General features: G+C 34.2%; 24 protein-coding genes. 4 read left to right on the forward strand and 20 right to left on the reverse strand.

The genetic code is table 11. The features are described from left to right. Positions 1-153: 153 nt before the first annotated feature. The 6 genes from NKR20_RS18175 to NKR20_RS18200 all read right to left on the reverse strand — a co-directional run bounded on the left by NKR20_RS18175 (position 154) and on the right by NKR20_RS18200 (position 7,396). Positions 154-942, reverse strand: a complete 789-nt coding sequence (locus tag NKR20_RS18175) for an MBL fold metallo-hydrolase (protein ID WP_253427984.1) — start codon at positions 940-942, stop codon at positions 154-156. 11 nt (positions 943-953) lie between these two features. After that, entirely contained in the window at positions 954-1,799 is an 846-nt protein-coding gene (locus NKR20_RS18180) for a two-component system regulatory protein YycI (protein ID WP_253427986.1), read from the reverse strand. Next, positions 1,786-3,099, reverse strand: coding sequence for a YycH family regulatory protein (locus NKR20_RS18185; protein WP_253428203.1), 1,314 nt, complete (start codon positions 3,097-3,099; stop codon positions 1,786-1,788). The genes NKR20_RS18180 and NKR20_RS18185 overlap by 14 nt, the downstream gene beginning before the upstream one ends. Next, positions 3,096-4,934, reverse strand: a complete 1,839-nt coding sequence (gene walK / locus NKR20_RS18190) for a cell wall metabolism sensor histidine kinase WalK (protein ID WP_121214581.1) — start codon at positions 4,932-4,934, stop codon at positions 3,096-3,098. The genes NKR20_RS18185 and walK overlap by 4 nt, the downstream gene beginning before the upstream one ends. Positions 4,935-4,939: 5 nt before the next feature. Further along, positions 4,940-5,650, reverse strand: a complete 711-nt coding sequence (gene yycF / locus NKR20_RS18195; protein WP_121214582.1) for a response regulator YycF — start codon at positions 5,648-5,650, stop codon at positions 4,940-4,942. Positions 5,651-5,929: 279 nt separating this feature from the next. Beyond that, the gene (locus NKR20_RS18200; RefSeq protein WP_121214583.1) at positions 5,930-7,396 is read right to left on the reverse strand and encodes a M23 family metallopeptidase; all 1,467 of its coding nucleotides are present in this window, start codon (positions 7,394-7,396) and stop codon (positions 5,930-5,932) included. Positions 7,397-7,882: 486 nt separating this feature from the next. Between NKR20_RS18200 and NKR20_RS18205 the strand changes: the two genes are divergently transcribed. Then, entirely contained in the window at positions 7,883-8,710 is an 828-nt protein-coding gene (locus NKR20_RS18205; protein ID WP_253427988.1) for a YitT family protein, read from the forward strand. Between the two features lie 426 nt (positions 8,711-9,136). On the opposite strand, the gene NKR20_RS18210 is transcribed toward NKR20_RS18205, so the two are convergent. From NKR20_RS18210 to rpsF, 8 genes are all read right to left on the reverse strand, one after another. Continuing rightward, positions 9,137-10,423, reverse strand: coding sequence for an adenylosuccinate synthase (locus tag NKR20_RS18210; RefSeq protein WP_121214585.1), 1,287 nt, complete (start codon positions 10,421-10,423; stop codon positions 9,137-9,139). Between the two features lie 202 nt (positions 10,424-10,625). Then, on the reverse strand, positions 10,626-11,984 hold the full coding sequence (gene dnaB / locus NKR20_RS18215; protein ID WP_121214586.1) for a replicative DNA helicase: 1,359 nt from the start codon (positions 11,982-11,984) through the stop codon (positions 10,626-10,628). A gap of 13 nt (positions 11,985-11,997) precedes the next feature. After that, a complete protein-coding gene (gene rplI / locus NKR20_RS18220; RefSeq protein WP_121214587.1) occupies positions 11,998-12,447 on the reverse strand; it encodes a 50S ribosomal protein L9 in 450 nt (149 codons plus the stop codon). Continuing rightward, the gene (locus tag NKR20_RS18225) at positions 12,444-14,417 is read right to left on the reverse strand and encodes a DHH family phosphoesterase (RefSeq protein WP_121214588.1); all 1,974 of its coding nucleotides are present in this window, start codon (positions 14,415-14,417) and stop codon (positions 12,444-12,446) included. Before NKR20_RS18225 ends, rplI begins: the two co-directional genes overlap by 4 nt. A 12-nt stretch (positions 14,418-14,429) precedes the next feature. After that, a complete protein-coding gene (locus NKR20_RS18230; protein WP_121214589.1) occupies positions 14,430-15,371 on the reverse strand; it encodes a YybS family protein in 942 nt (313 codons plus the stop codon). Positions 15,372-15,650: 279 nt separating this feature from the next. Continuing rightward, positions 15,651-15,887: a 30S ribosomal protein S18 gene (rpsR, locus tag NKR20_RS18235; protein WP_097073298.1), complete on the reverse strand. Its 237-nt coding sequence runs from the start codon at positions 15,885-15,887 to the stop codon at positions 15,651-15,653. Between the two features lie 57 nt (positions 15,888-15,944). Then, positions 15,945-16,517 carry a single-stranded DNA-binding protein gene (gene ssb, locus NKR20_RS18240; protein ID WP_121214590.1) on the reverse strand — a complete coding sequence of 191 codons (573 nt, stop codon included), beginning with the start codon at positions 16,515-16,517 and terminating at the stop codon, positions 15,945-15,947. A 39-nt stretch (positions 16,518-16,556) separates the two neighbouring features. Further along, a complete protein-coding gene (gene rpsF / locus NKR20_RS18245) occupies positions 16,557-16,844 on the reverse strand; it encodes a 30S ribosomal protein S6 (RefSeq protein ID WP_121214591.1) in 288 nt (95 codons plus the stop codon). A gap of 172 nt (positions 16,845-17,016) precedes the next feature. On the opposite strand from rpsF, the gene NKR20_RS18250 reads away from it, so the two are divergent. Together NKR20_RS18250 and NKR20_RS18255 are read left to right on the forward strand one after the other, a co-directional pair. Further along, positions 17,017-17,556 (forward strand): DUF3267 domain-containing protein, encoded by a 540-nt coding sequence (locus NKR20_RS18250; RefSeq protein WP_121214592.1) that lies wholly within the window; start codon positions 17,017-17,019, stop codon positions 17,554-17,556. 16 nt (positions 17,557-17,572) lie between these two features. After that, a complete protein-coding gene (locus NKR20_RS18255) occupies positions 17,573-18,124 on the forward strand; it encodes a metalloprotease family protein (protein ID WP_170148426.1) in 552 nt (183 codons plus the stop codon). Positions 18,125-18,185: 61 nt separating this feature from the next. On the opposite strand, the gene ychF is transcribed toward NKR20_RS18255, so the two are convergent. The 3 genes from ychF to NKR20_RS18270 form a co-directional block, all read right to left on the reverse strand. Further along, the gene (gene ychF / locus NKR20_RS18260) at positions 18,186-19,286 is read right to left on the reverse strand and encodes a redox-regulated ATPase YchF (RefSeq protein ID WP_121214594.1); all 1,101 of its coding nucleotides are present in this window, start codon (positions 19,284-19,286) and stop codon (positions 18,186-18,188) included. A gap of 107 nt (positions 19,287-19,393) precedes the next feature. Further along, positions 19,394-19,594: a DUF951 domain-containing protein gene (locus tag NKR20_RS18265; protein ID WP_121214595.1), complete on the reverse strand. Its 201-nt coding sequence runs from the start codon at positions 19,592-19,594 to the stop codon at positions 19,394-19,396. After that, the gene (locus NKR20_RS18270; protein WP_121214596.1) at positions 19,594-20,502 is read right to left on the reverse strand and encodes a mechanosensitive ion channel family protein; all 909 of its coding nucleotides are present in this window, start codon (positions 20,500-20,502) and stop codon (positions 19,594-19,596) included. Before NKR20_RS18270 ends, NKR20_RS18265 begins: the two co-directional genes overlap by 1 nt. A 118-nt stretch (positions 20,503-20,620) precedes the next feature. On the opposite strand from NKR20_RS18270, the gene yyaC reads away from it, so the two are divergent. After that, the gene (gene yyaC, locus NKR20_RS18275; protein WP_211330894.1) at positions 20,621-21,253 is read left to right on the forward strand and encodes a spore protease YyaC; all 633 of its coding nucleotides are present in this window, start codon (positions 20,621-20,623) and stop codon (positions 21,251-21,253) included. Here yyaC and NKR20_RS18280 read toward each other — a convergent pair. The 3 genes from NKR20_RS18280 to NKR20_RS18290 all read right to left on the reverse strand — a co-directional run bounded on the left by NKR20_RS18280 (position 21,170) and on the right by NKR20_RS18290 (position 23,670). Continuing rightward, positions 21,170-21,877 carry a DUF554 domain-containing protein gene (locus tag NKR20_RS18280; protein ID WP_121214597.1) on the reverse strand — a complete coding sequence of 236 codons (708 nt, stop codon included), beginning with the start codon at positions 21,875-21,877 and terminating at the stop codon, positions 21,170-21,172. The two genes, yyaC and NKR20_RS18280, sit on opposite strands and share 84 nt — an antisense overlap. 172 nt (positions 21,878-22,049) lie before the next feature. Then, positions 22,050-22,916, reverse strand: a complete 867-nt coding sequence (locus tag NKR20_RS18285) for a ParB/RepB/Spo0J family partition protein (RefSeq protein ID WP_121214598.1) — start codon at positions 22,914-22,916, stop codon at positions 22,050-22,052. Beyond that, positions 22,909-23,670 carry a ParA family protein gene (locus NKR20_RS18290; protein WP_121214599.1) on the reverse strand — a complete coding sequence of 254 codons (762 nt, stop codon included), beginning with the start codon at positions 23,668-23,670 and terminating at the stop codon, positions 22,909-22,911. Before NKR20_RS18290 ends, NKR20_RS18285 begins: the two co-directional genes overlap by 8 nt. Positions 23,671-23,706 lie beyond the last annotated feature (36 nt).

Genomic DNA, 23,706 nt, shown 5'->3' on the forward strand with positions numbered 1-23,706 from the left:
TTTGAGACAGAACCCTTATGACTTGCACTTTCTTCACAGATATATTGCGTCAAATATAGTGCATCCATCGCAGAAGCAATTTATCTACTAGAAGATATTTATAAATAAAAAAGGTGCCCAAAAAGTTTTTTCTCTTTGGACACCTCTGCCTATTCACACAGTTACTAAAAGAGTCGGCTCTTCAGCATCTGTATCATGTAAATGAACATATTCACCTGTAATGATTCCGCATGATTGTAATGTTTGTGAAACTGTCATACGGGCTAAATCTTTCATATTATTATCTTTACTTAAATGAGATAAATAGATTTGAGTCGGCTTTTCAAATACCACTTCACTCATTGCTATTGCAGCATCTTCATTGGAAACATGTCCAACATCACTTAAAATACGACGCTTGATCGACCATGGATAGCGACCCATTTGGAGCATACCGATATCGTGGTTCGACTCAAAAACAAAAGAGTCGGCACCACGAATAATTCCTTTCATGCGATCACTCACATATCCAGTATCGGTAATTACAACAAGTTTTCGATCATTTTCATGGAATACATAAAACATTGGGTCTACTGCATCATGGGAAACTGCAAAGGATTCAATATCTAACGAACCAAAGGATTGAACCGTCTCCATATTGAAAATAAACCGTTGTTCTGTTGGAATATTGCCAATATGCCCATCCATTGCTTGCCATGTTTTTTCATTAGCATAGATTGGCACTTTGTATTTCCGCGCAACTACTCCAATACCTTTTATATGGTCACTATGTTCATGAGTAACTAATATCCCCGTTAAATTCTTCATGTCACGATCAATCTTAGCAAACAGCTGCTCCATTTTTTTGCCGCTCAAACCGACATCAACTAAAAATGCATGTTCATCATTTTCTACATAAATGGCATTTCCAGTACTACCACTTGCTAAAACACTAAATCGCATAACATTACTCCCTATTCTTCATTAACTTCTTTTATATCAAGTGCATCATCAACTACATCCACTCTTGTATGATCTAGTTGAAAATCAATTACCTTTCCTTCTACAGCATTTACAAAGTATTCTTCATGTACATCATCTTGAGTTTTCACACGAACTTCCCAAGTTGGAACGAATACTTGTGTCTTTAACTGAATCAGTGTTGAATACCCTAATTTCATTTCAGTAATTTTAGAGTCAGGCTTTAATAAACGTTTTCCATAAAGAGCTTGAATTACTTGGATTGGTGGTAGCAATGTTTTCTCTTTATTATATTCTTCTATATTATCTAGCAATGTTTGTTCATATCGGATGATTTCATCATTGTCATTAAGATAAGCTGTGAGAACACCGTTAATATTATAATAGATTTTCCGATCATTCAATCGTTGGAAAAATGTAATTTTCCTATTTTCTTGGTCAACTTTCCATAATGCATAAGAGGCACCTTCATGAACTTGAAATTGGAGGAAGTTTCGATAGCTTTCTTCCTGATCAAGATTACTAATTTTCACTGGATCTTTTAAAGTGACAATTAATTTATTTTTATTTTCCACAACGATTTTTTGCGCATTTTGTAAAACAATTTGTTCTTCTTCAAAATTTTTCACCGTCGCAGAAATATAGGATGCCTTTTCTATATTGGTTGGTAAAACTCCATAAGTAATATGGTCATCTTGGAGTTGTGCTTCAATCGTTTTTTCACCTAATACTTCTACCAATTGTGCTTCCGTGTGTCGGTTTAAATATAAAGAATAGAGAAACACATTCAATATTAGAAATACAACGATGAATATAGATTTTGATTTACTCCAATCCATATCCAGCCCCTCCTAATGACTCTGGCGTAATACGTGTAGCACTTCCATCTTGAATAGAAAACCAACTTGGCTCTAACGTATATAACTTTTCATCAATTTCACTACCCGTTAAATAATATCCAACTATTATATCATCAATATCTTGGATATTTTGTACCCACTTTGCAACTTCAACACCTGATGGTAATTGACGAACTGCTCTCTCTGAAGGAATTGCCATATCTAGTTTAAAATAAGGTCTTCTATAACTGAAAATTTGATTATCTCCCCAAATTGTTGTGATTCGAGTGGATGTGATACTACTAAACACTGGCACACCTCTCAAGAATAATTGATATTCTGTAATATGTTTAGGAACATTTCGATACACATACCGGTAATCCCCTGTTAATCCGCCATGCTCATTTACAAAATCGAAACTTTCTTGTAATAAGGTAGAACCTTTTATATCGTTAATGCTCTCAGAAGTTGGGTACACATAATTAATAATCTTTGTTTTAGTATCAGATGTCATAAAAGACATTGCATCAGTATACTTAGACGATGTTGCACTCTCAATATTTTTCTTCACAATGTTTGTATCTTTAAATAAAATTTCTTTAAATCTTTCAGGTGATACTTCATCGATGTAATACGTATATTTCGCTAATTCTACTGGGTTGGATGGTACATATAAAGATAGTTTATTGTTTCTTGTGATTTCTTCATATTTAATTGCATCTTTAAATAAATCATTAAATGTGGAATTAAAATAGTCATTACTTAATGCAATATCTGTTGTATAGAGTGTTCTGTTTTGTTCACTTACAAATAATAGTTGCAATGTATTGGTTTGATTAAATTTTCCCCAATCAATAACAAGATGACTAAATGATATCTCTGGTAAATCACTTTGAGTAAACTCCAAAATAGATTTAAATATATTAATAGGTACTTCTGATTGGAAAAACAGTGTAATTCGATTATTTGCGCCAACCATAGAATTAATCTTAACGTCCGAGAGGTTACTTTGAATAAAATCTAGCTCTGTAGCCCTTACTTTCGATAAAGTTGTCATTACATTATCAATTAAAGTAGAAGATATAGTACCAGAAAATTGATTATCTTGGCTTAATAATATCCGATAAGGTTGAATAACATCTTCAATAGATTTATGTTCTCCGATTGTAATTTGTTCGACCTGTGACTCTTCAATTACTTGATAAGGTGGTGTGTAACTCCATATGGCAAAAGTTAAAATTAAGCTTAATCCGACAAGGAGTGTAAGGATGATTGATTTAACCTGCTCAACATATTTCACTCCCAATCACCTGCCTCATCTAATTCAAATGGTAACGTAAAGAAGATTGTCGTTCCAACACCTTCTTCACTTTCAGCCCAAATCTTCCCTCCATGTGCTTCAATCATATCTTTTGCGATGGCTAAACCTAAACCAGTTCCCCCCATTGCACGGGAACGAGCGCGGTCTACACGATAAAATCTCTCAAAAATGCGATTAACATTTTCTTTTGGGATACCCATACCATCGTCTGAAATCATCACTTTCAACATATTATCTTGTACCGTACAACCAAAACGGATATTTCCTCCATCAGGTGAATACTTCAATGCGTTAGAGATGATATTATCAATTACTTGTGTAAGTTTATCTGTATCGATTTCTACAAAATATGATGTATCAGGAATAAAACGGCTAAATGTGACGTTTTGAGATTTAGACATTTCAAATCGATCAATGATACGATTGAAAAATTTATTAAATTCGACAAACTCTCGATTCAATTTATAATCACGGCTATCCATTTTTGATAATTGCAGTAAATCATTAACTAACCGAATCATTCGTTCTGTTTCGGTTTGTGTAACATTTAAAAAGGTTGGTGCAATATTTTCATCACGCCATGCTCCATCTGCTAATGCTTCTAAATAACTTCGCATTGTTGTTAATGGGGTACGTAACTCGTGAGAAACATTCGCCACAAACTCTCGGCGCTCCATTTCAATTTTTTCTTGTTCCGTAATATCGTGTAAAACTGTAATTAACCCATTTACAAATCCTGTTTCTTTTTGAATTACAGAAAAGTTCGCTCTTAAAATTAATGGCTCATCTTGCGTACTAAAATTAAGATTTAATGAATCCTTCATATATATTAAATCTTCAAAACTGTATTCTTGATCAACACCAAGTACCGATGTGATTGGTCGATTTAACATTGTTTCACGTGTAACATTTAAAAAGTTTAAAGCTGGGTCATTAATTAAAATTACTTTCCCTTTACGGTCTGTTGCGATAACTCCATCTGTCATGTTACTTAAGACTGAAGCTAGCTTCCTCCGTTCTGCTTCTGTTGTGGATGTTGCTTCTTGCAGACGATTTGTTAAATGGTTAAAAGCAATAGCTAGTTGCCCAATCTCATCATTACCATAGACACGAACTTTACGTGAGAAATTTCCTCTAGACATTGCTTGTGCTTGTCTACGCATATCTAAAATCGGCTTAGTAATTGTTTTTGCAATCAATATCCCAAGAATAATGGTAATTGCCAGGGACATCGCTGTTCCGACAGCAAAGATCCGATTGATATCATTCATTTGTTCAAAGACTTTTTCAATATTTGACTCAAGATATATGGCACCAATAACATCTTTGTTTGGACCAAGTGTATTGGTTATTGGCGTAGCTAAAACCCAAACACGTTTTCTAGTATCTTCATCAATCGCAATTTCATCTTGAAAAATTTCAGCGGATATCGATTTCGTTACAATATCATGATTAAATCTCTGTCCTACAATGCTTTGATTATCAATATCGGATGTTGCCAACACCTTGTTTCGGTTATCAACAATTCGAATTTCATTTATATCACTTGTAGTGAACTCTCGTAAAATGAGATTCAAACTTTGCTCTAATGAAGGTCCTGTTGTTTCGTCCCGATCCTTTAACAACTCTTCTCGAATACTGTATTGAACTAAGTCAATCCGTTGCGTAATTGACTCTTTGAAATTGTTTTTTAAATTCTCTTCTAAATTTGATGAGAAATAAAGCCCAATGATCTGTAATGCAATGATAATGAGTAAAACATAAATCAGTACTAGTTTTACGTGGATAGACTTAAAAAAGCTAACTTTATGCATTTATATTACTCCTGCTCAGGATTTCGTAAGTAATAACCTACCCCGCGGCGCGTAACAATCCAATTCGGATGACTTGGGTTATCTTCTATTTTTTCACGTAAACGTCGAATCGTAACGTCTACTGTACGTACATCTCCAAAGTAATCATAACCCCATACTGTTTGAAGTAGATGTTCACGAGTCATTACTTGTCCAATATGTTTCGCTAAATAATGAAGTAATTCAAATTCACGATGAGTCAATTCAATTGCTTCTCCACGCTTTAACACGATATAAGCATCAGGTTGAATGACTAAAGCACCTACTGTAATATCATTTGACTCCTCTTTTGTTTCTTCCACTTGAGCAGATACTTTAAGTCGACGCATATTTGCTTTTACTCGTGCTATTAACTCTCTCGTACTAAAAGGCTTTGTAACGTAATCATCTGCACCCATTTCTAATCCAAGCACTTTATCAATTTCAGATCCCTTTGCAGTTAGCATAATGATAGGGAAGTCATATTTCTTTCTGACTTCACGGCACACTTCCATACCATCACGTTTTGGAAGCATAATATCGAGAAGCATTAAATCAGGTTGGGATTCTTCAATTTTTTCTAATGCCTCATCCCCATCATAAGCACAAATTACTTGATAACCTTCTTTTACTAAATTAAATTGCAATATATCTGCAATTGGCTTTTCATCGTCCACAACTAATATTGTTTTTGTCATAAATTTTTTCTCCTTCTCTACTCTCTATCTATAGTTAAGTATGTTTAATTTCGATTTTCCTATTATTAACTCTATCATGCTTTACGTTTCGCTGCATTATACTACCCCACACTCCATTATATCAAACAATGTGTTACAACGTTTAAGCTGAGGTTACAATCAGATAACACTAAATATCAATATGAGAACATCGCTATAATATTTTCCGGGGAATATTTCGACAAATTTTGATAGTTAATAATAAAAAAGACAGCCCATAGTGTTTGGACTGTCTTATAATTAGTCTAATAATGTTAATGGATTTACGTATGAACCGTTTTTATGAACTTCGAAATGAAGGTGAGTACCTGTTGAATTTCCTGTTGATCCCATAATGCCGATAATAGAACCTTGTGGAACAACTTGTCCAACAGTTACTTTAATTTCGGATAGATGAGCATATAATGTTTCATATCCATTATTATGGTCTACAACAATTTTTTGACCATATGTTCCATCCCAACCAGCGAATGTAACAACTCCATTATCTGAAGCAGTAATATTATAATTTGATGGTCTAGCAATATCGATACCTCTGTGGAATTCACCCCAGCGATTACCCATATTACTTGAAATATATCCACCTGAAGTTGGCCAAGCAAATGCACCCGTTCCTCGATCTGAAACAACCTTCGTACCAACGACAACAACTCGATCACTAGGTTCAGAGAGTACTGTTTCTTCCGTCACTGCTTTTTCTACTCTTTTACCGTTTAATTCAGTAATTATATACTCGACCTTTTTCTTACCGTATTCGCCTTCTTGTTTAACGATTTTCTCGCCTTTATACATTGAGTCATTTTCTTCTACAATTTTTGTGAAGTCAATTTTTTCTACTCTTGATTTTTCATAAACAACTTTAACATTTACTAATGGCTTTTCCACTGTTACATTCAGTTTTTGACCAATTTGTAATATTGTATTTTCATTAATATCAGGATTTAATTTTAAAAGTTCTGCTACTGATAAATTATGCTTCTTTGCAATTTTGCCAAGAACATCACCATTTTGAACGGCATATAACTCTTGTTCAACAGATCCTGTTTTAAGATAATCTACAGCTTTCTCTGGAGTTAAAATTTGTTCTGGATTAACTTTTGTATTTTCTATTGCGAGATTTTCAACAACTGAAACTTCTAATAGTCGTGATTCATTTTTAGCTAACTCTTTAGATACATTGTTTTCTAATTGTTGTAATTCTTTTTCTGTTACGTATTCAAGTTTTAATTGATGAATTGCCTCTTCATAATCCTGTTCACTTTTGAAGTAAGCTACTGGTTCTTCATCAATTTTCATTGCGAAAGCTGGTGTTTGAACTTCTAACTCTGTATTTAATTTTTCTAAAGTATTCGTATCATCAATTTCGAATGAAAAAACATGCTCCGGAACTAAAGAAACATCTGAGCTAGCATCTACTTCCATATTTTCATATTGTAGACTTGCTTCTTTTTCTTTTTGTTCAACAATTTCAGTTACGGACTCTTCATTAGTTACAGGTCCAATATATGTATCACCTAAATAAACATGGTATATTTTATTTATAGAATTATCGCTTTCTTCTCCGTTTGCAAATGCAAGGTTAAATGTTACTAATGATAAAAGAGCAACAGTTAAAGTAATTTTTTTAAATATATTCTTTTTCTTAGAATCAAGACTTGTATGTTTTTTCATCGAAACGTCTTTTTTCAATTTCCACTTCGAACTCATTATGAAGCCCCTTCCAAAGGTTCCCCTAATTAAGGGTTATTTTTCCATGTGAGATTTTCAAGCCTTTTCTAATTTAACATACTCCTTCTTTTGGTTGAACCGTCCTGAGTCTTTTGTAATGAAATTGTATTATTTGCACGTTTTTTGTTATATTATAGGATTTAAGGACCAAAATTCTCTATTAAATTGTCTAAGGACTGAAAAGAATTTTAGTTTATTATTACTTTTCGAGATTTCTCGACAATATTCTTGTTATTTTTTATGATAATGTTTTTTATTTTACTAGATTTATAATAGAAATTTTTTTATTTTCATAGTTTCATTTCTTTAAACATTAGGGAATAATTATATAGAAAGGGAATTTTTATTATCATCTAGAGAGTCCTTTCATATACAGTTACAAATAAAATTATTAGAGATTGGGGAGAATTTATGGAAGTAAGTGCAAAACATTCTGAAATTAATAAAATACCTATGAGGCATCACATGTTCCGAGTTGTAATGGTAATTATAGGTGCACTAATTTTTGCTATAGGTCTAGAGTTATTTTTAGTTCCTAACAATGTTATGGATGGTGGAATTGTTGGGATTTCAATTATTATTTCTCATTTAGTTGGTTTGCCTGTTGGTGTTTTTATCTTCATACTAAACCTTCCTTTTATATTCATCGGTTATAAACAAATTGGTAAAACCTTCGCATTAACTACTGCCCTGGGAATTACAATCCTTTCGATTGCCACGGTAATTATGCATCATTTAAATCCTTTTACAAAAGATTTATTATTAGCTACCGTTTTCGGTGGAATCTTATTAGGTGTTGGTGTTGGACTTGTTATTCGCTATGGAGGATGTTTAGATGGAACTGAAGTTTTAGCCATTTTATCCAATATCAAACTACCCTTTTCTGTTGGTGAAATTATCTTATTTATTAACTTAATTATTTTCACTGTTGCTGGTTTTGTATTTACTTGGGAACAAGCAATGTATTCCGTTGTTGCTTACTATATAGCATCAAAAGTTATTGATGTTGTCGTGCTAGGGATGGAGGAATCTAAATCCGTTTACATAATTAGTGAAGACATAGAGGAAATTGGCCAAGCCATATTACACCGTTTAGGTCGAGGGGTTACTTATTTACATGGTGAAGGGGCTTATACAGGGGATAATAAAAAAGTGATATTCTGTGTTATTACTAGATTAGAAGAATCTAAGATGAAAGAAATTGTTCGAAGTATAGATAATCAAGCATTCCTAGCAATTGGTAATATTAGCGAAGTAAAAGGTGGACGCTTCAAGAAGAAAGGTATTCACTAATACACATATAAAATGTTTAGAAAAACCGAGCCACTTTTGCTTGGTTTTTTGTTTGGTTGTGATTTGAAAAAAGAGCAATAATAAAGAAAAAACTGCTAACGATTTATTTTATTAGCAGTTAGTTAGTTAGTTTCTATATATAATTTACCTCTAGTTTGCACCTGTCGCTACGCTATCGGTGCAGAACGAATGTCGTTTAAAGTAAAAATTGCTAACGATTTAGTCTGTTAGCAGTTAGTAACTATTACTCCCAGATTGGGTTATCCCAAGGTTTGCGCCTGTCGCTACGCTTTCGGCGCAGACTAACGTGGATAAAAAGAAAACTACTAACGATTTGTAATCGTTAGTAGTTAGGATGTCCCCCAGATTAAGTTAATCCTAAAAGTTTGCACCTGTCGCTACGCTATCGGTGCAGAACGAATGTCGTTACTCCCAAATCGGATTAACGACATTCGTTTGCTCACGTGCTGGGCCTACTGAGAATGTCATTAGGTTAATACCAGTTAATTCTACGATGCGTTCTACGTATTTGCGTGCGTTTTCTGGTAGATCTTCTAATGTACGAACGCCTGTGATATCCTCTGACCAGCCTGGTAGTTCCTCATAAACTGGTTCACAAGCTTCGATTACATGTAAGCTTGCTGGATATTCTGTAATGATTTCATCATTGTATTTATAAGCCGTACAGATTTTTACTGTTTCTAAACCAGATAATACATCGATTGAGTTCAATGCTAAGTCTGTAATTCCACTAACACGGCGAGAATGGCGTACTACAACTGAGTCAAACCAACCTACACGACGAGGACGACCAGTTGTTGTACCATATTCACGACCTACTTCACGAATATGATGGCCAATTTCGTCAAATAACTCAGTTGGGAATGGACCATCGCCAACACGAGAAGTATATGCTTTACATACCCCAACAACACGAGATACATGAGAAGGTCCAATACCTGTACCTGTTGTTACACCACCTGCAACAGGGTTAGAAGAAGTAACGAATGGATAAGTACCATGGTCAACGTCTAACATGACACCTTGTGCACCTTCGAATAATACTCGTCCACCTTCATCTAATACATCATTTAAAACTTTTGATGTGTCAGTAACATATTGCGCTAATTCTTGACCATAACCGTAGAATTCTTCAAAAATGTCCTCAAATTTTAAACCTTCTACTTCATAGTATTTTTCGAAAAGGCGATTTTTCTTTTCTAAATTTTCGCGTAGCTTTTGTTCAAAAACTTCACGATCAAGTAAATCTGCAATACGAATACCCATACGTGCGATTTTATCTTGATAACATGGTCCAATACCTTTACATGTTGTCCCGATTTTTTTGTCGCCACGAGCAGCTTCGTCTACTTTATCTTGATAAATATGATAAGGAAGAATTACTTGTGCACGGTTTGAAATACGTAAATTTGATGTATCAATACCACGCTCTTGTAAACCTTTTAATTCAGTTACAAGAGATTTTGGGTTAATAACCATTCCGTTCCCCATAACTGATGTTTTTTCTTTATAGAAAATACCTGATGGAATTAAATGCAATTTATACGTTTCACCGTCAAACTTGATTGTATGACCTGCGTTATCCCCGCCTGAAAAACGAGCGATTACATCTGCCTTTTTAGATAGGAAGTCAGTAATTTTACCTTTACCTTCGTCTCCCCATTGTGTCCCTACAACTACAACTGATGTCATATCAGCACCTCCGCTAGACATTATGTCCTTTATACCGCAATATTTATTAGTAAAACATCCACAAATAGTATGTCCTACTTTCTTTAACTATATCAAACAGAACCATTGTAACAGTGATTCATTATAGAAGTCAATGAAGAATAAGAAAAAACACGAACATATAATTGAAAAAATTCAATTAACGTTCGTGTTCTAAATATACTTATGCATTAACTGGCTGCGGATGCTGCGACCAATCAATATTAATAAATTTGTTAAATTCCTTTTTAAAAGCAAGCGTTACAGTACCTGTTGGACCATTACGTTGTTTTGCAATAATGATTTCGATCATATTTTTACTTTCGGATTCTTTATCGTAGTAATCATCACGGTATAAGAAGGCTACAATATCCGCATCTTGCTCGATACTTCCTGATTCACGAATATCACTCATCATCGGGCGTTTATCTTGACGTTGTTCTACACCACGAGATAACTGAGATAAGGCAATAACAGGAACTTTTAATTCACGGGCCAAAGCTTTTAAGGAACGAGAAATTTCCGATACTTCTTGTTGACGGTTTTCTCCACTTCGGCCACTACCTTGAATTAACTGTAAGTAATCGATTAAGACCATACCTAATCCACTTTCTTGGTGAAGGCGGCGGCACTTTGCACGAATTTCACTAATACGTAAGCCCGGTGTATCATCAATATAAATACCTGAGTTTGATAAACTACCCATCGCCATCGTTAGTTTGCTCCAATCTTCAGAAGTAAGAGCACCAGTACGCAATGCTTGAGCATCAATATTTCCTTCAGCACAAAGCATACGCATTACGAGTTGTTCTGCCCCCATCTCAAGAGAGAATATTGCTACATTTTCTCGTGCTTTAATCGCTACATTTTGTGCAATATTCAAGGCAAAAGCTGTTTTACCAACTGATGGACGGGCAGCTACAATAATTAAGTCATTTCGTTGGAAGCCAGCTGTCATTCGATCTAAATCACGGAAACCAGTTGGAATCCCAGTTACATCTCCATCGCGAAATTGCAATTGTTCAATATTATCGTAAGTTTGAACGAGTACATCTTTAACGTGTTTAAAGTCACCGGCATTTTTACGATTCGCAACTTCCATTACTTTCTTTTCAGCATCTGCTAAAAGCGCCTCAACTTCATCTTCCCGTGTATAACCTTCTTCAACTATCTTTGTGGCAACACGAATTAAGCGGCGTAATAGTGCCTTTTCTTCAACGATTTTAGCATAATACGCAATATTAGCAGCGGTAGGTACAGCATTGGCAAGCTCAGTTAAATAAGAAAGACCACCAACATCTTCAAGTTCTTTTTTTACTGAAAGTTCTTCTGTAACAGTGACAACATCTATCGCTTTTCCTTGGTCACTTAAATCCAGCATTGTCTGAAAGATTTTTTGATGACTAATTCGATAAAAATCATCAGGAACTAAAATTTCAGATGCAGTAATTAAACTTTGTGGCTCAAGGAATATGGCACCAATAACGGATTGCTCTGCCTCATGGTTATGCGGTGGAACGCGATCCATCATGCCTTCGTTCATTACAGTTCTCTCCTTACGCTTCTTCTGTAACGTGTACCTTTAAAGTCGCTTTAACTTCGTGGTGAAGCTTTACAGGTACATTTGTAAAGCCTAAAGAGCGAATACCTTCGTTACATTCCATTTTTCGTTTATCAATTTTAATACCAAAATCTTTTTGAAGGGCTTCAGCAATTTGTTTTGTAGAAACTGATCCAAATAGTCTACCGCCATCACCTGATTTTGCTTTAATCACTACAGTAAGTTTTTCAAGTTGTTCTTTTAAATCTTTCGCTGCCTGTAATTCAGCCGCTGCATTTTTCTCTGCTAATTTCTTTTGACCTTCTAATTGACTAAGTGCTTGGTTCGTTGCTTCAACAGCATAACCATTTTTTATAAGGAAGTTTTGTGCATATCCATCTGCAACGTTTTTAACTTCTCCTTTTTTACCTTTTCCTTTAACGTCTTTTAAAAATACTACTTTCATTCTTCATTTCTCCCCTCAAGTATATCTATTATTGCATTATTTAATAAAGAAATCGCATGTTCTATCGTATCAACATTTAGTTGGCAAGCAGCATTGGTTAAATGGCCACCACCACCAAGTTTCTCCATAACAAGTTGAACATTAAAGTCTCCTAAAGACCTTGCACTGATTCCTATTAATCCATCAGGTCGATGGGCAACCACAAAGGAGGCTGATACGTCTTTAACTGTGAGTAAAATATCTGCCGTTTGTGCAATTAATACAGAGTCATATATTTTGTTATCCTGTCCATGTGCGACGGCAATTCCCGGATAGAGGAATTCAACAGTTTGAATAATTTTTGAGCGTTCAATATACGTATCAATATCTTCTTTTAATAATTGTTGAACTAATACAGTATCTGCTCCATTTGTTCTTAAATAAGAGGCTGCTTCAAAAGTACGTGCCCCTGTTCGGAGTGTGAAGCTTTTTGTATCTACGATGATACCCGCTAAAAGTGCTGTTGCTTCTAATTTTGATAGTTTTTCATCTTCTGGTTGATATTCTAATAATTCCGTTACTAGTTCAGCTGTAGATGATGCATAAGGTTCCATATAGACAAGAGTTGGATTTTTAATAAACTCTTCCCCTCGTCGATGGTGATCGATTACAACAATTTTGTCAGAGCGTTTTAATAGTCGATCATCAGCTACTAAACTTGGTTTATGAGTATCCACTATAGCTACCAATGACTTCTCCGTCATTAAAGCTAATGCTTCATCAGGGGAAATAAAGTACTTATAAAAATCGGAGTTTTTCTCTATATTCCCCATTAACCGATTAACACTACCATTTAACTCATCAAAGTTTAAGACAATATAGCCTTTAACTTTATTTTTTTGTGCCATTTTTCGCACACCGATTGCAGCACCGATGGAATCCATGTCAGGATGTTTATGTCCCATTATAAATACTTGATCACTTTCAATAATCAGATCTTGTAAGGCATGGGAGATAACACGAGCACGCACTCTAGTACGCTTTTCAACTGGATTTGTTTTTCCACCATAAAATCTTAATTTTCCATTCGGTTGTTTAATCGCTACTTGATCTCCACCACGACCTAAAACTAAATCTAGACTAGATTGAGCTAATTCGCCAAGTTTAATAAGAGAACTTGAACCAGCTCCAACTCCAATACTTAGTGTCAATGAGAGATTCTTTTGTGCTGTTTTTTCACGTATATCATCTAAAATTGAAAACTTTTTCTTTTCAAGCTCAGATAAAATTTTCTCATTTAATATTGCTAGGAAACGATCGGAATTAATGCGCTTTGCAAAAATTCCATGTTCAGAGGCCCAATCATTAATGATAGAAGTTACGATTGTATTCGTTAAACTTCTAGATTGGTCATCCATTCCTTGTGTTAACTCGTCATAGTTATCAATAAATAAGATAGCTAAAACAGTTCGGTCTGCGTAATATTGTGATTCAATTTTTAATTGCTCCGTTACATCAAAGAAGTATAATAACTTTTCTTCTTGTTTATAAACCACTTTATACTTTCGATCATTAATTGTAACGGTTTGCTCTCTTTTATCATCAGATTTCGTTAACTCATATAACTCCTCTGAAAGAATAAACATTTCTTCTCCAATTAAAGATTCTTCATCCATAACTTGAGACATATATGGATTTGCCCATTCAATTATATATTTATCGTTAATGAGTAAAATCCCTATAGGCATTTCTAAAAGTGCTTCAGATCCTACTTTTTTCATACGAAACGAAAGCGATTCGATATGTTTTTCTGTATTAATAAATGTGATTTTCTCAATTTTCCACGCATATATTACCGCAATGCTATAAAAGAGCAAATAGGCTAAGCCAAACCAGATATTCCAAATGGATATAATAGTGGCGCCTATTAGACCAATCACAGTTAGATACATAAGAGGATGTCGAATTAGCCGCTTCCTATAAGTATCCATTTTATCAGCTCCCTACCTCTGAATCTTCCCTTTGACAAATGAACGAATGTCAAAGCCTAAATCAAAAATCCCAATTAATACGACAAAGGAATATAGTGGAATGGCTATAATTGTTGCAAGTACTTTTAAAATACTAGGTGACCCGTATGCATCAAGACAAAAATGAATAAAAGATATTCCTTGAAGGGTCAGTAATAACCATAAGACCATCGATAAATTTAAGCAAATAACATAAAGAGGTGTGCCAGTTTCAGGGCTAATAAATAAGTTAACCGATAATAGTATTAAATAATACCATAAAATTGATTTTGGTAAGCGCAGGTTTTTAAATGCGTTAAACTTTGGAACATTAACTCCTAGACGCTTTAACATCGGTAAATTAATTGAAATGATTAAGAAAGTAAAGAAGAAAACAGCAATGGTAATGGAAGCTGGTAATGTCATCTCCATAGTATCAAAAAGTAAATTTAAAGCCGTTTCATCCATTGGTGTTTGACCAGTTAAACTTTGTGATAGCTCAAAGGATTTTTTGTAACTGTCACGCATTAACTGCATTGATTCTTTAATAAAATCCGTTTCAAACAATTTTAATGAGATAATGTACTGAACTGCAAATGTGATAAGTAAAGTAATACCTGATGACATAAGTAAAAATACTTTACTTTTCTTTAATCGTAACGAATCACCCATTACTACGCCTAATGAAGCAAAAATAAGGGCAAACGGAATGATTAATAAACCTCCAAAAAAGAAGGGGATAATACAACCTAGAATTGCCACTAATATGGATGAACTCCTATCAAATTTTGCACTGTACCATGCAATAGGTAACGGTGCAAAAAGGGTAGCAATAAGATTGATGAATGGTACATAGAAAGCGATTGCAACGAGTACTGTAAATAAGGCAATCATCATAGCACCATGAGCTAGCCTTTTTGATTGATTATTCGGCATCGATAACCTTCCTTTTAATTTAAAACTGTGCTGATTATAAGTCTTTAGAAGTTCAGCCTAAGAAGCCTGATGCATAATGTGATAGCATAATACTTCTTAAGTAATAATCTTATTCATTGATATATTGTACCATTTTTTTAGTTATGGGACAAAAATGCGCTTGTGTAATTGTTATGACACTTACAAAAAATGCAAATAAAAAGTCGACAAAATTTGTAATAAATTTTGTCGACTTTATTATATGCGTAAAAAATATGCTTCGCTTATTTAAGCTAAGGCTTATTTATCTTCAGCTACGAATGGAAGTAGTGCCATGATACGAGCACGTTTGATAGCTGATGTTAATTTACGTTGGTATTTTGCGCTTGTACCAGTTACACGGCGAGGAAGAATTTTTCCACGCTCAGAAATGAACTTTTTAAGTAAATCTACATCTTTATAATCGATTGTAGTGATGTTGTTTGAAGTGAAGTAACAAACTTTACGGCGTTTGCGGCCTCCGCGACGTTGTGCCATTTCGATGTCCTCCTTTATTATTTTTAGTTAGTTTCGAAGAGCGCTACGCTTTTCTAATTAGAACGGTAAATCGTCTTCTGAAACTTCGATTGGTCCTTTGCTTGATGCAAATGGATCCTCATCTACTCGTGTATAATTCTGCTGATTCATAGAAGGTTGACCTTGTGGATATGAAGCAAATGGATCCTGTTGTTGACCCATGTTACCAAATTGTTGATTAGGCTGGCTTGTACTATATGTAGGTTGGTTGCCCCCATAAGGTTGCCCTCCATATTGTTGATTTGGTATATTTGCTCCACCACCAGCGTTGTTACGAGGTTCTAAAAATTGTACAGAATCTGCAACAACATCTGTTGTGTAAACACGTTTTCCATCTTGACCTTCAAAACTACCTGTTTGAATTCGGCCTTCTAGACCAATCAAACTTCCTTTTCTCATGAAGTTTGCTAAGTTTTCTGCTTGTTTTCTCCAAGCGATACAGCCGATAAAGTCAGCTTCGCGTTCACCAGATTGATTCGAAAATGTTCTATTTACAGCGATTGTAAAACGAGTCATCGGAATTCCACTTGGCGTATAACGAAGTTCTGGATCTTTCGTAAGTCTTCCAACTAATACGACACGGTTTATCACAATGTCAACCTCCTTTACAGCGTTTATTGGTAAATTTTATTATGCTTCTTCACGAACAACGATATGACGGATAATGTCTTCGCTGATGTTAGCAAGACGAGTGAATTCGTTGATTGCTTCTGTACCAGCGTTTGCTTTCACGATTTGGTAGAAACCTTCGCGGAAGTCGTTGATTTCGTATGCTAGACGGCGTTTGCCCCATTCTTTCGCTTCTACGATTTCAGCACCGTTTGAAGTTAATACTTCATTGAAACGTTCAACTAAAGCTTTTTTAGCTTCGTCTTCGATGTTTGGACGAACGATGTACATTAATTCATACTTTTTCATTATTTTGCACCTCCTTATGGACTTTGGCTCTTGCTACTTTACAAGAGCAAGGAGTAAGTAATATATACTCACATCGTAGAATTGTACCATGACAATTAAATAAATGCAACAATGAATGTTACGTTCAAAAAGGGAAGGAAAGTCGTTATAATGATTTAGAAGGAGTGGAGAGATGTCTAATACTAACGATCCGATTGTCATTGAGTTGAATATGATCAAAATTGCTAAAGTAAATTTGTGGCTTACTCTCATCTTAACGATACTTTTTATCATTGTGAATAGTTTAATCCATCAGCGTTTTAGTGCTTCATTTTCATTTTGGGATATTTTTATCTTTATAGTCGGCTATATCTTACTAATTATTTTACACGAAATATTCCATCTTATAGGTTTTATGATTTTTGGAAAGGTCAAATTTAAACAATTAAAATACGGTGTAAATTTGAAACTAGGTGTTGCTTATGCGACTACAACAAAACCTTTAAAAAATGCTGCGATGAAAAAGGCGTTAATGCTACCATTTTGGACTACTGGAGTTATCCCTACTTTAGCAGGGTTTCTTTTCGATTCATTCTTGATTGTTACGTTAGGAGCTGTGTTAATTGCTGGGGCAGTGGGGGACTTTTACATGTATAAAGAACTGCGCAAATATTCTAGGGATGCTCTAGTAAAAGATGACCCTAATCTACCGAAACTTTACGTATATGAATAACATAAGAGGTGGAAATATGTCAGAAAACGTACATATCGTTTCAATAAATGAACAAAAAATTATGAAACAAACGGTTATTTTAACTATATTATTAAGTATTATTTTTGTCGGAATTAATTATTATTTACACCCTAATTTTGATTTTAGTATTCTTCGTTTTTTATTTGGAATTGTTATTTTCATTTTTGTATCACTACTGTTAGTTGTAATCAATGAAATACTAAATTTACTTGGGTACAGATACCGTTGCAAAGTAAAGCCTGAATCACTATCATTATCCATTCACCTTGAGAAAGGGTTAATCTACTCGACTACATCTGAAAAAATAAAAAATGGACAATATCAATCGGTATTTTTCACTTCTTTTATGGTTACAGGAGTAATCCCGTTAGCCATTGCTTTTTCACTAGGGAATTATGCCTTATTATTAGCGAGTGCTTCTTTTATTGCAGGAGGTTTAGCAAATTTTATTGGGATGTTTAAACTTAGAAAATTCCCTGATGAGGTTTTAGTAAAGGATGTACCGTCTGAATTTAATGTTTATGTTTATTTAAATGAAAAGAAATAGATAAAATAAAAAAGTCGATTTGCCTTGGCAAAATCGACTTTTTTGCGTTTAGAAATATATATTAAACATTGAAACGGAATAACATAACATCTCCGTCTTGAACTACGTATTCTTTACCTTCTAAGCGAACTTTCCCAGCTTCTTTAGCTGCAGCCATAGAACCTGCCTCTACAAGGTCATTGAAAGAAACTGTTTCTGCACGAATAAATCCACGCTCAAAGTCTGAGTGAATAATACCAGCACATTGAGGAGCTTTCATCCCTTTACGGAATGTCCAAGCACGTACTTCTTGAACACCAGCTGTGAAGTATGTTGCTAAACCTAATAAATCATAAGAAGCACGAATTAATTGATCTAAACCTGATTCTTCAATACCAAGTTCTTCTAAGAACATTGCTTTTTCATCGTCATCTAATTCAGAGATTTCTTCTTCTACTTTTGCACAAACTGTAATTACTTGTGCACCTTCAGCATCTGCATATTCACGTACTTGTTTTACATATTTATTATTTCCAGCATCTGCAACTTCTTCTTCTGAAACATTCGCTACATAAAGCATTGGTTTAATTGTTAGTAAATGTAGACCTTTAATTACTTTTAACTCATCTTCTGATAAATCAACAGAACGAGCTGGTTTTTCTTTTTCTAAAGCATTTTTAATTTTTACAAGTACCGGTTCTTCAACTAACGCTTCTTTATCTTTTTGTTTTGCCATTTTACTAACCCGTTGCAAACGTTTTTCTACTGATTCCATATCAGCTAAAATAAGTTCTAAGTTAATAACTTCAATATCGTCAATAGGATTTACAGAACCTGAAACGTGCGTGATGTTTTCGTCTTCGAAACAACGTACCACTTGACAAATTGCATCTACTTCACGGATATGAGATAAGAATTTATTCCCTAACCCTTCACCTTTTGAAGCTCCTTTTACAATTCCTGCAATATCAGTAAATTCAAAAGCAGTTGGTACTGTTTTCTTCGGTTCTACAAGTTCTGTTAATTTATCTAAACGTGCATCTGGAACTTCTACCACTCCAACGTTCGGATCGATTGTAGCGAATGGATAGTTTGCTGCTAAAGCACCTGCTTTTGTAATTGCGTTAAATAATGTTGATTTCCCAACGTTTGGTAAACCTACGATACCTGCTGTTAATGCCATTGGTTGGACACGACCTTTCTATTTTCAATCAATTCTTTTATTTCTCGTTTTTTTCACCATTGTTAATTATATGGATAACCATAGAAAAAGTCTATTTGGCAAATTATTCACTCTTCATTTGCTCGTACTAAAACTTTTTTCATTTTTTTCTCAAACTCACGACGAGGAATCATCACGCTATGACCACAACCTTGACATTTTATGCGGATATCAGCACCTAAACGAATAATTTTCCACGCATTCGTTCCACAAGGATGTTGTTTTTTCATTTCCACAACATCATTCAAATCAAATGATTTTGCCTGCATTATCCTTCATCTCCCTCTGAAATCATACTACTTCGATCATATAGCATCATTTTTGGATATGCCATTGGAATTCCGTTTTTCTCTAAAATTTCTTTTACGTCACGACGAATCACACGCGCAATACCATAATGTTGTAATGGTTGTGTTTCGGCGACAATTCGAATCGTTACCTCTGTACCCGCAACATTTTGTACTCCTAAGAAGGTAGGTACATCAACTAGTTCCTCATGTTTTGGCGGTAATGTTTTCAGATATTCTTTTACGATTCTTTCTACTTTTTCAATATCCGCGTCAATTGCAACTTGCATATCGATAATGGCCTTTGAATTATTAACTGAATAATTTATAACATCTGTAATTTGACCGTTTGGAATAATATATTGTTCTCCAGTTGTTCCGACGATTTTCGTAGTTCTTAGACCAATTTCAATTACAGTTCCTTCTGCTTGATTTAATCGAATATAATCTCCTACACCAAACTGATCCTCTAAAATAATGAAAAAGCCTGTAATAATGTCTTTTACTAAACTTTGTGCACCAAAACCAATTGCTAAGCCTGCAATCCCCGCTCCTGCTAATAAACCACCAATATTGATATTTACAGAAGATAAAATTGCAATGATAGCAGAAAAATACACTAAGTAAGACAAGGTACTATGTAACAATTTCACAATAGTTTTTTGACGCCGTTCATTTTGATTAAGCGTTTTTACCTTTAAAGTGAAAATTCGTGTAATAATTCTTTTTCCAATAAAGGTAACGATGTAGGACACTAATAAAATTATAAGAATTTTTATGGAAGCACTAATAACGAAGTTCCATAATTCTTCGCTTTTTAAGTAATTCCAGAATCTTTCTGTCATCCCTACTAGTTCTTGTGTCTCAGTTTCTATAACTTCTACTGCCATTTTTCCACTCCTTGTATAACTTCCTAAAAAATTGAATATACTAAAAAACAATATAGCTTAATTTTTACCATAAAAATCAAAAATTTATCATAATAATAAGTAAGGGAGGATTGTTTACGTGCAAAAGATTATTAATAGCTCAATAAGGTCATTTGTTCATCATGAACAAACTGGTGCATTATGGCGTCTTAGTGATATTTTTTTAGAATATATCCCATTTGACCATGAAAATATTATCTTTTGCTGTATTGGAACTGACCGCTCAACTGGTGATGCGCTCGGTCCATTGACAGGCAGCTTTTTATCTAGTTTTCACTCGTTTCCGTTTGAAGTCATTGGTACTCTTGAAAATCCATTACACGCAATCAATTTAGCATCCACAATTGAAGAAATTCAACAAAAACCTACTACACCATTTGTTGTTGCAATTGACGCCTGTTTAGGAAATGAAAAAAATGTTGGTGAAATTATTGTTCATGAGGGTCCTTTATTCCCTGGTAAAGCAGTAAAAAAAGAACTACCCCCAATCGGTGACATTTCAGTAAAAGGAATTGTCAATGTTGGAGGTTTTATGGAAATGCTTGTTTTACAAAATACTCGTTTAAATGTAACGTATTCTATGAGTAATAAAATTGCCCGTGCATTATTATTAGCATGGCAACGTCATTTATTGAAAAAGAAACATGATGGCAACAATGAAACCAACTACAACAATACCCGGCAACAAATTGGCTACACGAATTTTAGTTAGGCCTGCAATATTTAATCCAATTGCCATGATCATTACTCCTCCAGTAGCGGTCATTTCCTTTATAAATAAATCTAATGCCGCTTCTGGTATGTATGCACTTATAAATCCTGAGGAAATTGCAATAATCCCCTGATATAAAAAAACTGGGACAGAAGATAATAAAACACCTATTCCTAACGTTGATGATAAAATAATTGATGTAAAACCATCAATTATTCCTTTTGTTATTAAAACTGAATGATCGTTTCTTAACCCACTATCTAAAGCACCTAGAATTGCCATCGACCCTATTACAAATAATAGGGTAGCATTCACAAACCCCTCAGCTATACTACTTTCTGTCTTATTTTTCCCAAGTTTCAGTTCAATCCATTTTCCAAAACGATTTAATAGTTTGTCTAAATCTAATAACTCTCCAATAACTGCTCCCACTACTAAACTAATTATAATAATAACAAAATTCGTAGATTGGAATCCCATTTGAATTCCTAATAATGCAACTGCTAGACCTATAATTGATAAGACAGTATTTTTCATAGTTTCTGGGATGTTTTTAAAAAAACGCCCTAATATCGATCCAACGATAATTAATAGTGCATTTATTAGTGTGCCTAGCAAAACCATGTTGAACCTTCTTTCCAAAAAACAAAAATTACTTATTTAGCTACAAAAGACGATTCTTACAGCTATGTTTACACATCTAGAAGAAGCTGAAGTTTCCGATGAGCTAACCACTATAGCTTAACATTTTTTAAATCCAAAAAATAGAGCGCCTAAAATTTGGCGCTCATACTTTTTATTCTTGTTCAACTTGAAGGATTTCCAAAATACGTTCAAGATCATCTTCTGAATAAAATTCAATCTCTATTTTACCTTTATTTTTGGACTTTTTGATTTGTACATTCGTTCCAAAGTATTCTCGCAATTGAGTTTCAGTTGCTTGAACAAATATATCTTTTTTAACTGGTTTCTCAGTTTCACGTGAAACATCTTCGTTTAACTGTTTAATTAATGCCTCTAGCTGACGAACGTTTAATTCATGTTTCACTACTTTTTCCGCTACTTCTGGAATTCTTCGTTTATTTTTTAACCCTAGTAACGTTCGACCATGGCCCATTGTAAGTTTTCCATTATTTACGAGTTCCCTTACTTCATCGGGTAATTGTAATAATCTCATATGATTCGTAATATAAGGTCTACTTTTTCCTAATCTTTTTGCTAATTCCTCTTGGGTAAAGTTTAATTTTTCGATTAAGCTTTGATAGGCTTCGGCTTCTTCAATTGGTGTTAAATCTTCTCGTTGTAAGTTTTCTAGAATAGCTACTTCCATCATTTGTTCTTCCGTCATCTCACGAATGATTGCCGGAATTTCTTCTAGATTAGCTAATTTAGCAGCTCTGAAACGTCTTTCACCTACGACTATTTCAAACTTTTTCCCCTTTTTACGAACAACGATTGGTTGAATAATTCCATGCTCTTTAATAGATTGTGCTAATTCGTCAATCTTCTCATCATCGAATGTTTTTCTTGGTTGGAATGGATTTACTACTAATTTTTGTAGTGATATTTTTTCAATTGCATCTTCATTTTGAACTGTTTCTAATGTTTCTAGAGTCTCAGTCGGAAATAATGCACCAATCCCTTTACCTAACCCTCTAGCCATGCTTAATCACTTCCCTTGCTAACTCTAGGTATACCTCTGCACCACGAGATCTTGAATCATAAATAATGATTGGCTCACCATGACTAGGTGCTTCACTTAATCGAACATTTCTTGGAATAATCGTTTTATATACTTTATCTTGGAAATATTTTTTTACTTCTTCGATAACTTGTATTCCTAAATTTGTTCGAGCATCAAGCATCGTTAATAATACACCATCAATATATAACTGTTGGTTTAAATGTTTTTGGACAAGACGAACAGTAGAAAGAAGCTGACTCAAACCTTCCAACGCGTAATATTCACATTGTACTGGAATAATTACAGCATCCGAAGCTGTGAGTGCATTAATTGTTAATAATCCTAATGAAGGTGGGCAATCAATAATTATATAATCATATAATTCTTTTATATCCTGTAGAGCATGTTTTAAACGTACTTCCCTTGAAATTGTAGAAACTAGTTCAATTTCTGCTCCAGCTAATGATATTGTTGCAGGGACAACAAATAAATTTTCTATTTTAGATGGTTGTATAACACTTTTTACCTCTTCATCATCAATTAATACATCATAAATGCAGCTTTGTATTTCGCCTTTATTTACACCAACACCACTCGTAGCATTTCCTTGTGGATCAATGTCAATTAACAGAACTTTTTTCCCTAGATAAGCAAGACAAGCGCTCAAATTTACAGATGTTGTAGTCTTTCCTACACCACCCTTTTGGTTTGTAATTGCAATAATTCTTCCCAACTCTTGCACCTGCTTTCAAATCAATATGGTCATATA

This window comes from Ureibacillus endophyticus, from assembly GCF_024159215.1.
Classification (GTDB): Bacteria; Bacillota; Bacilli; order Bacillales_A; family Planococcaceae; genus Ureibacillus; species Ureibacillus endophyticus.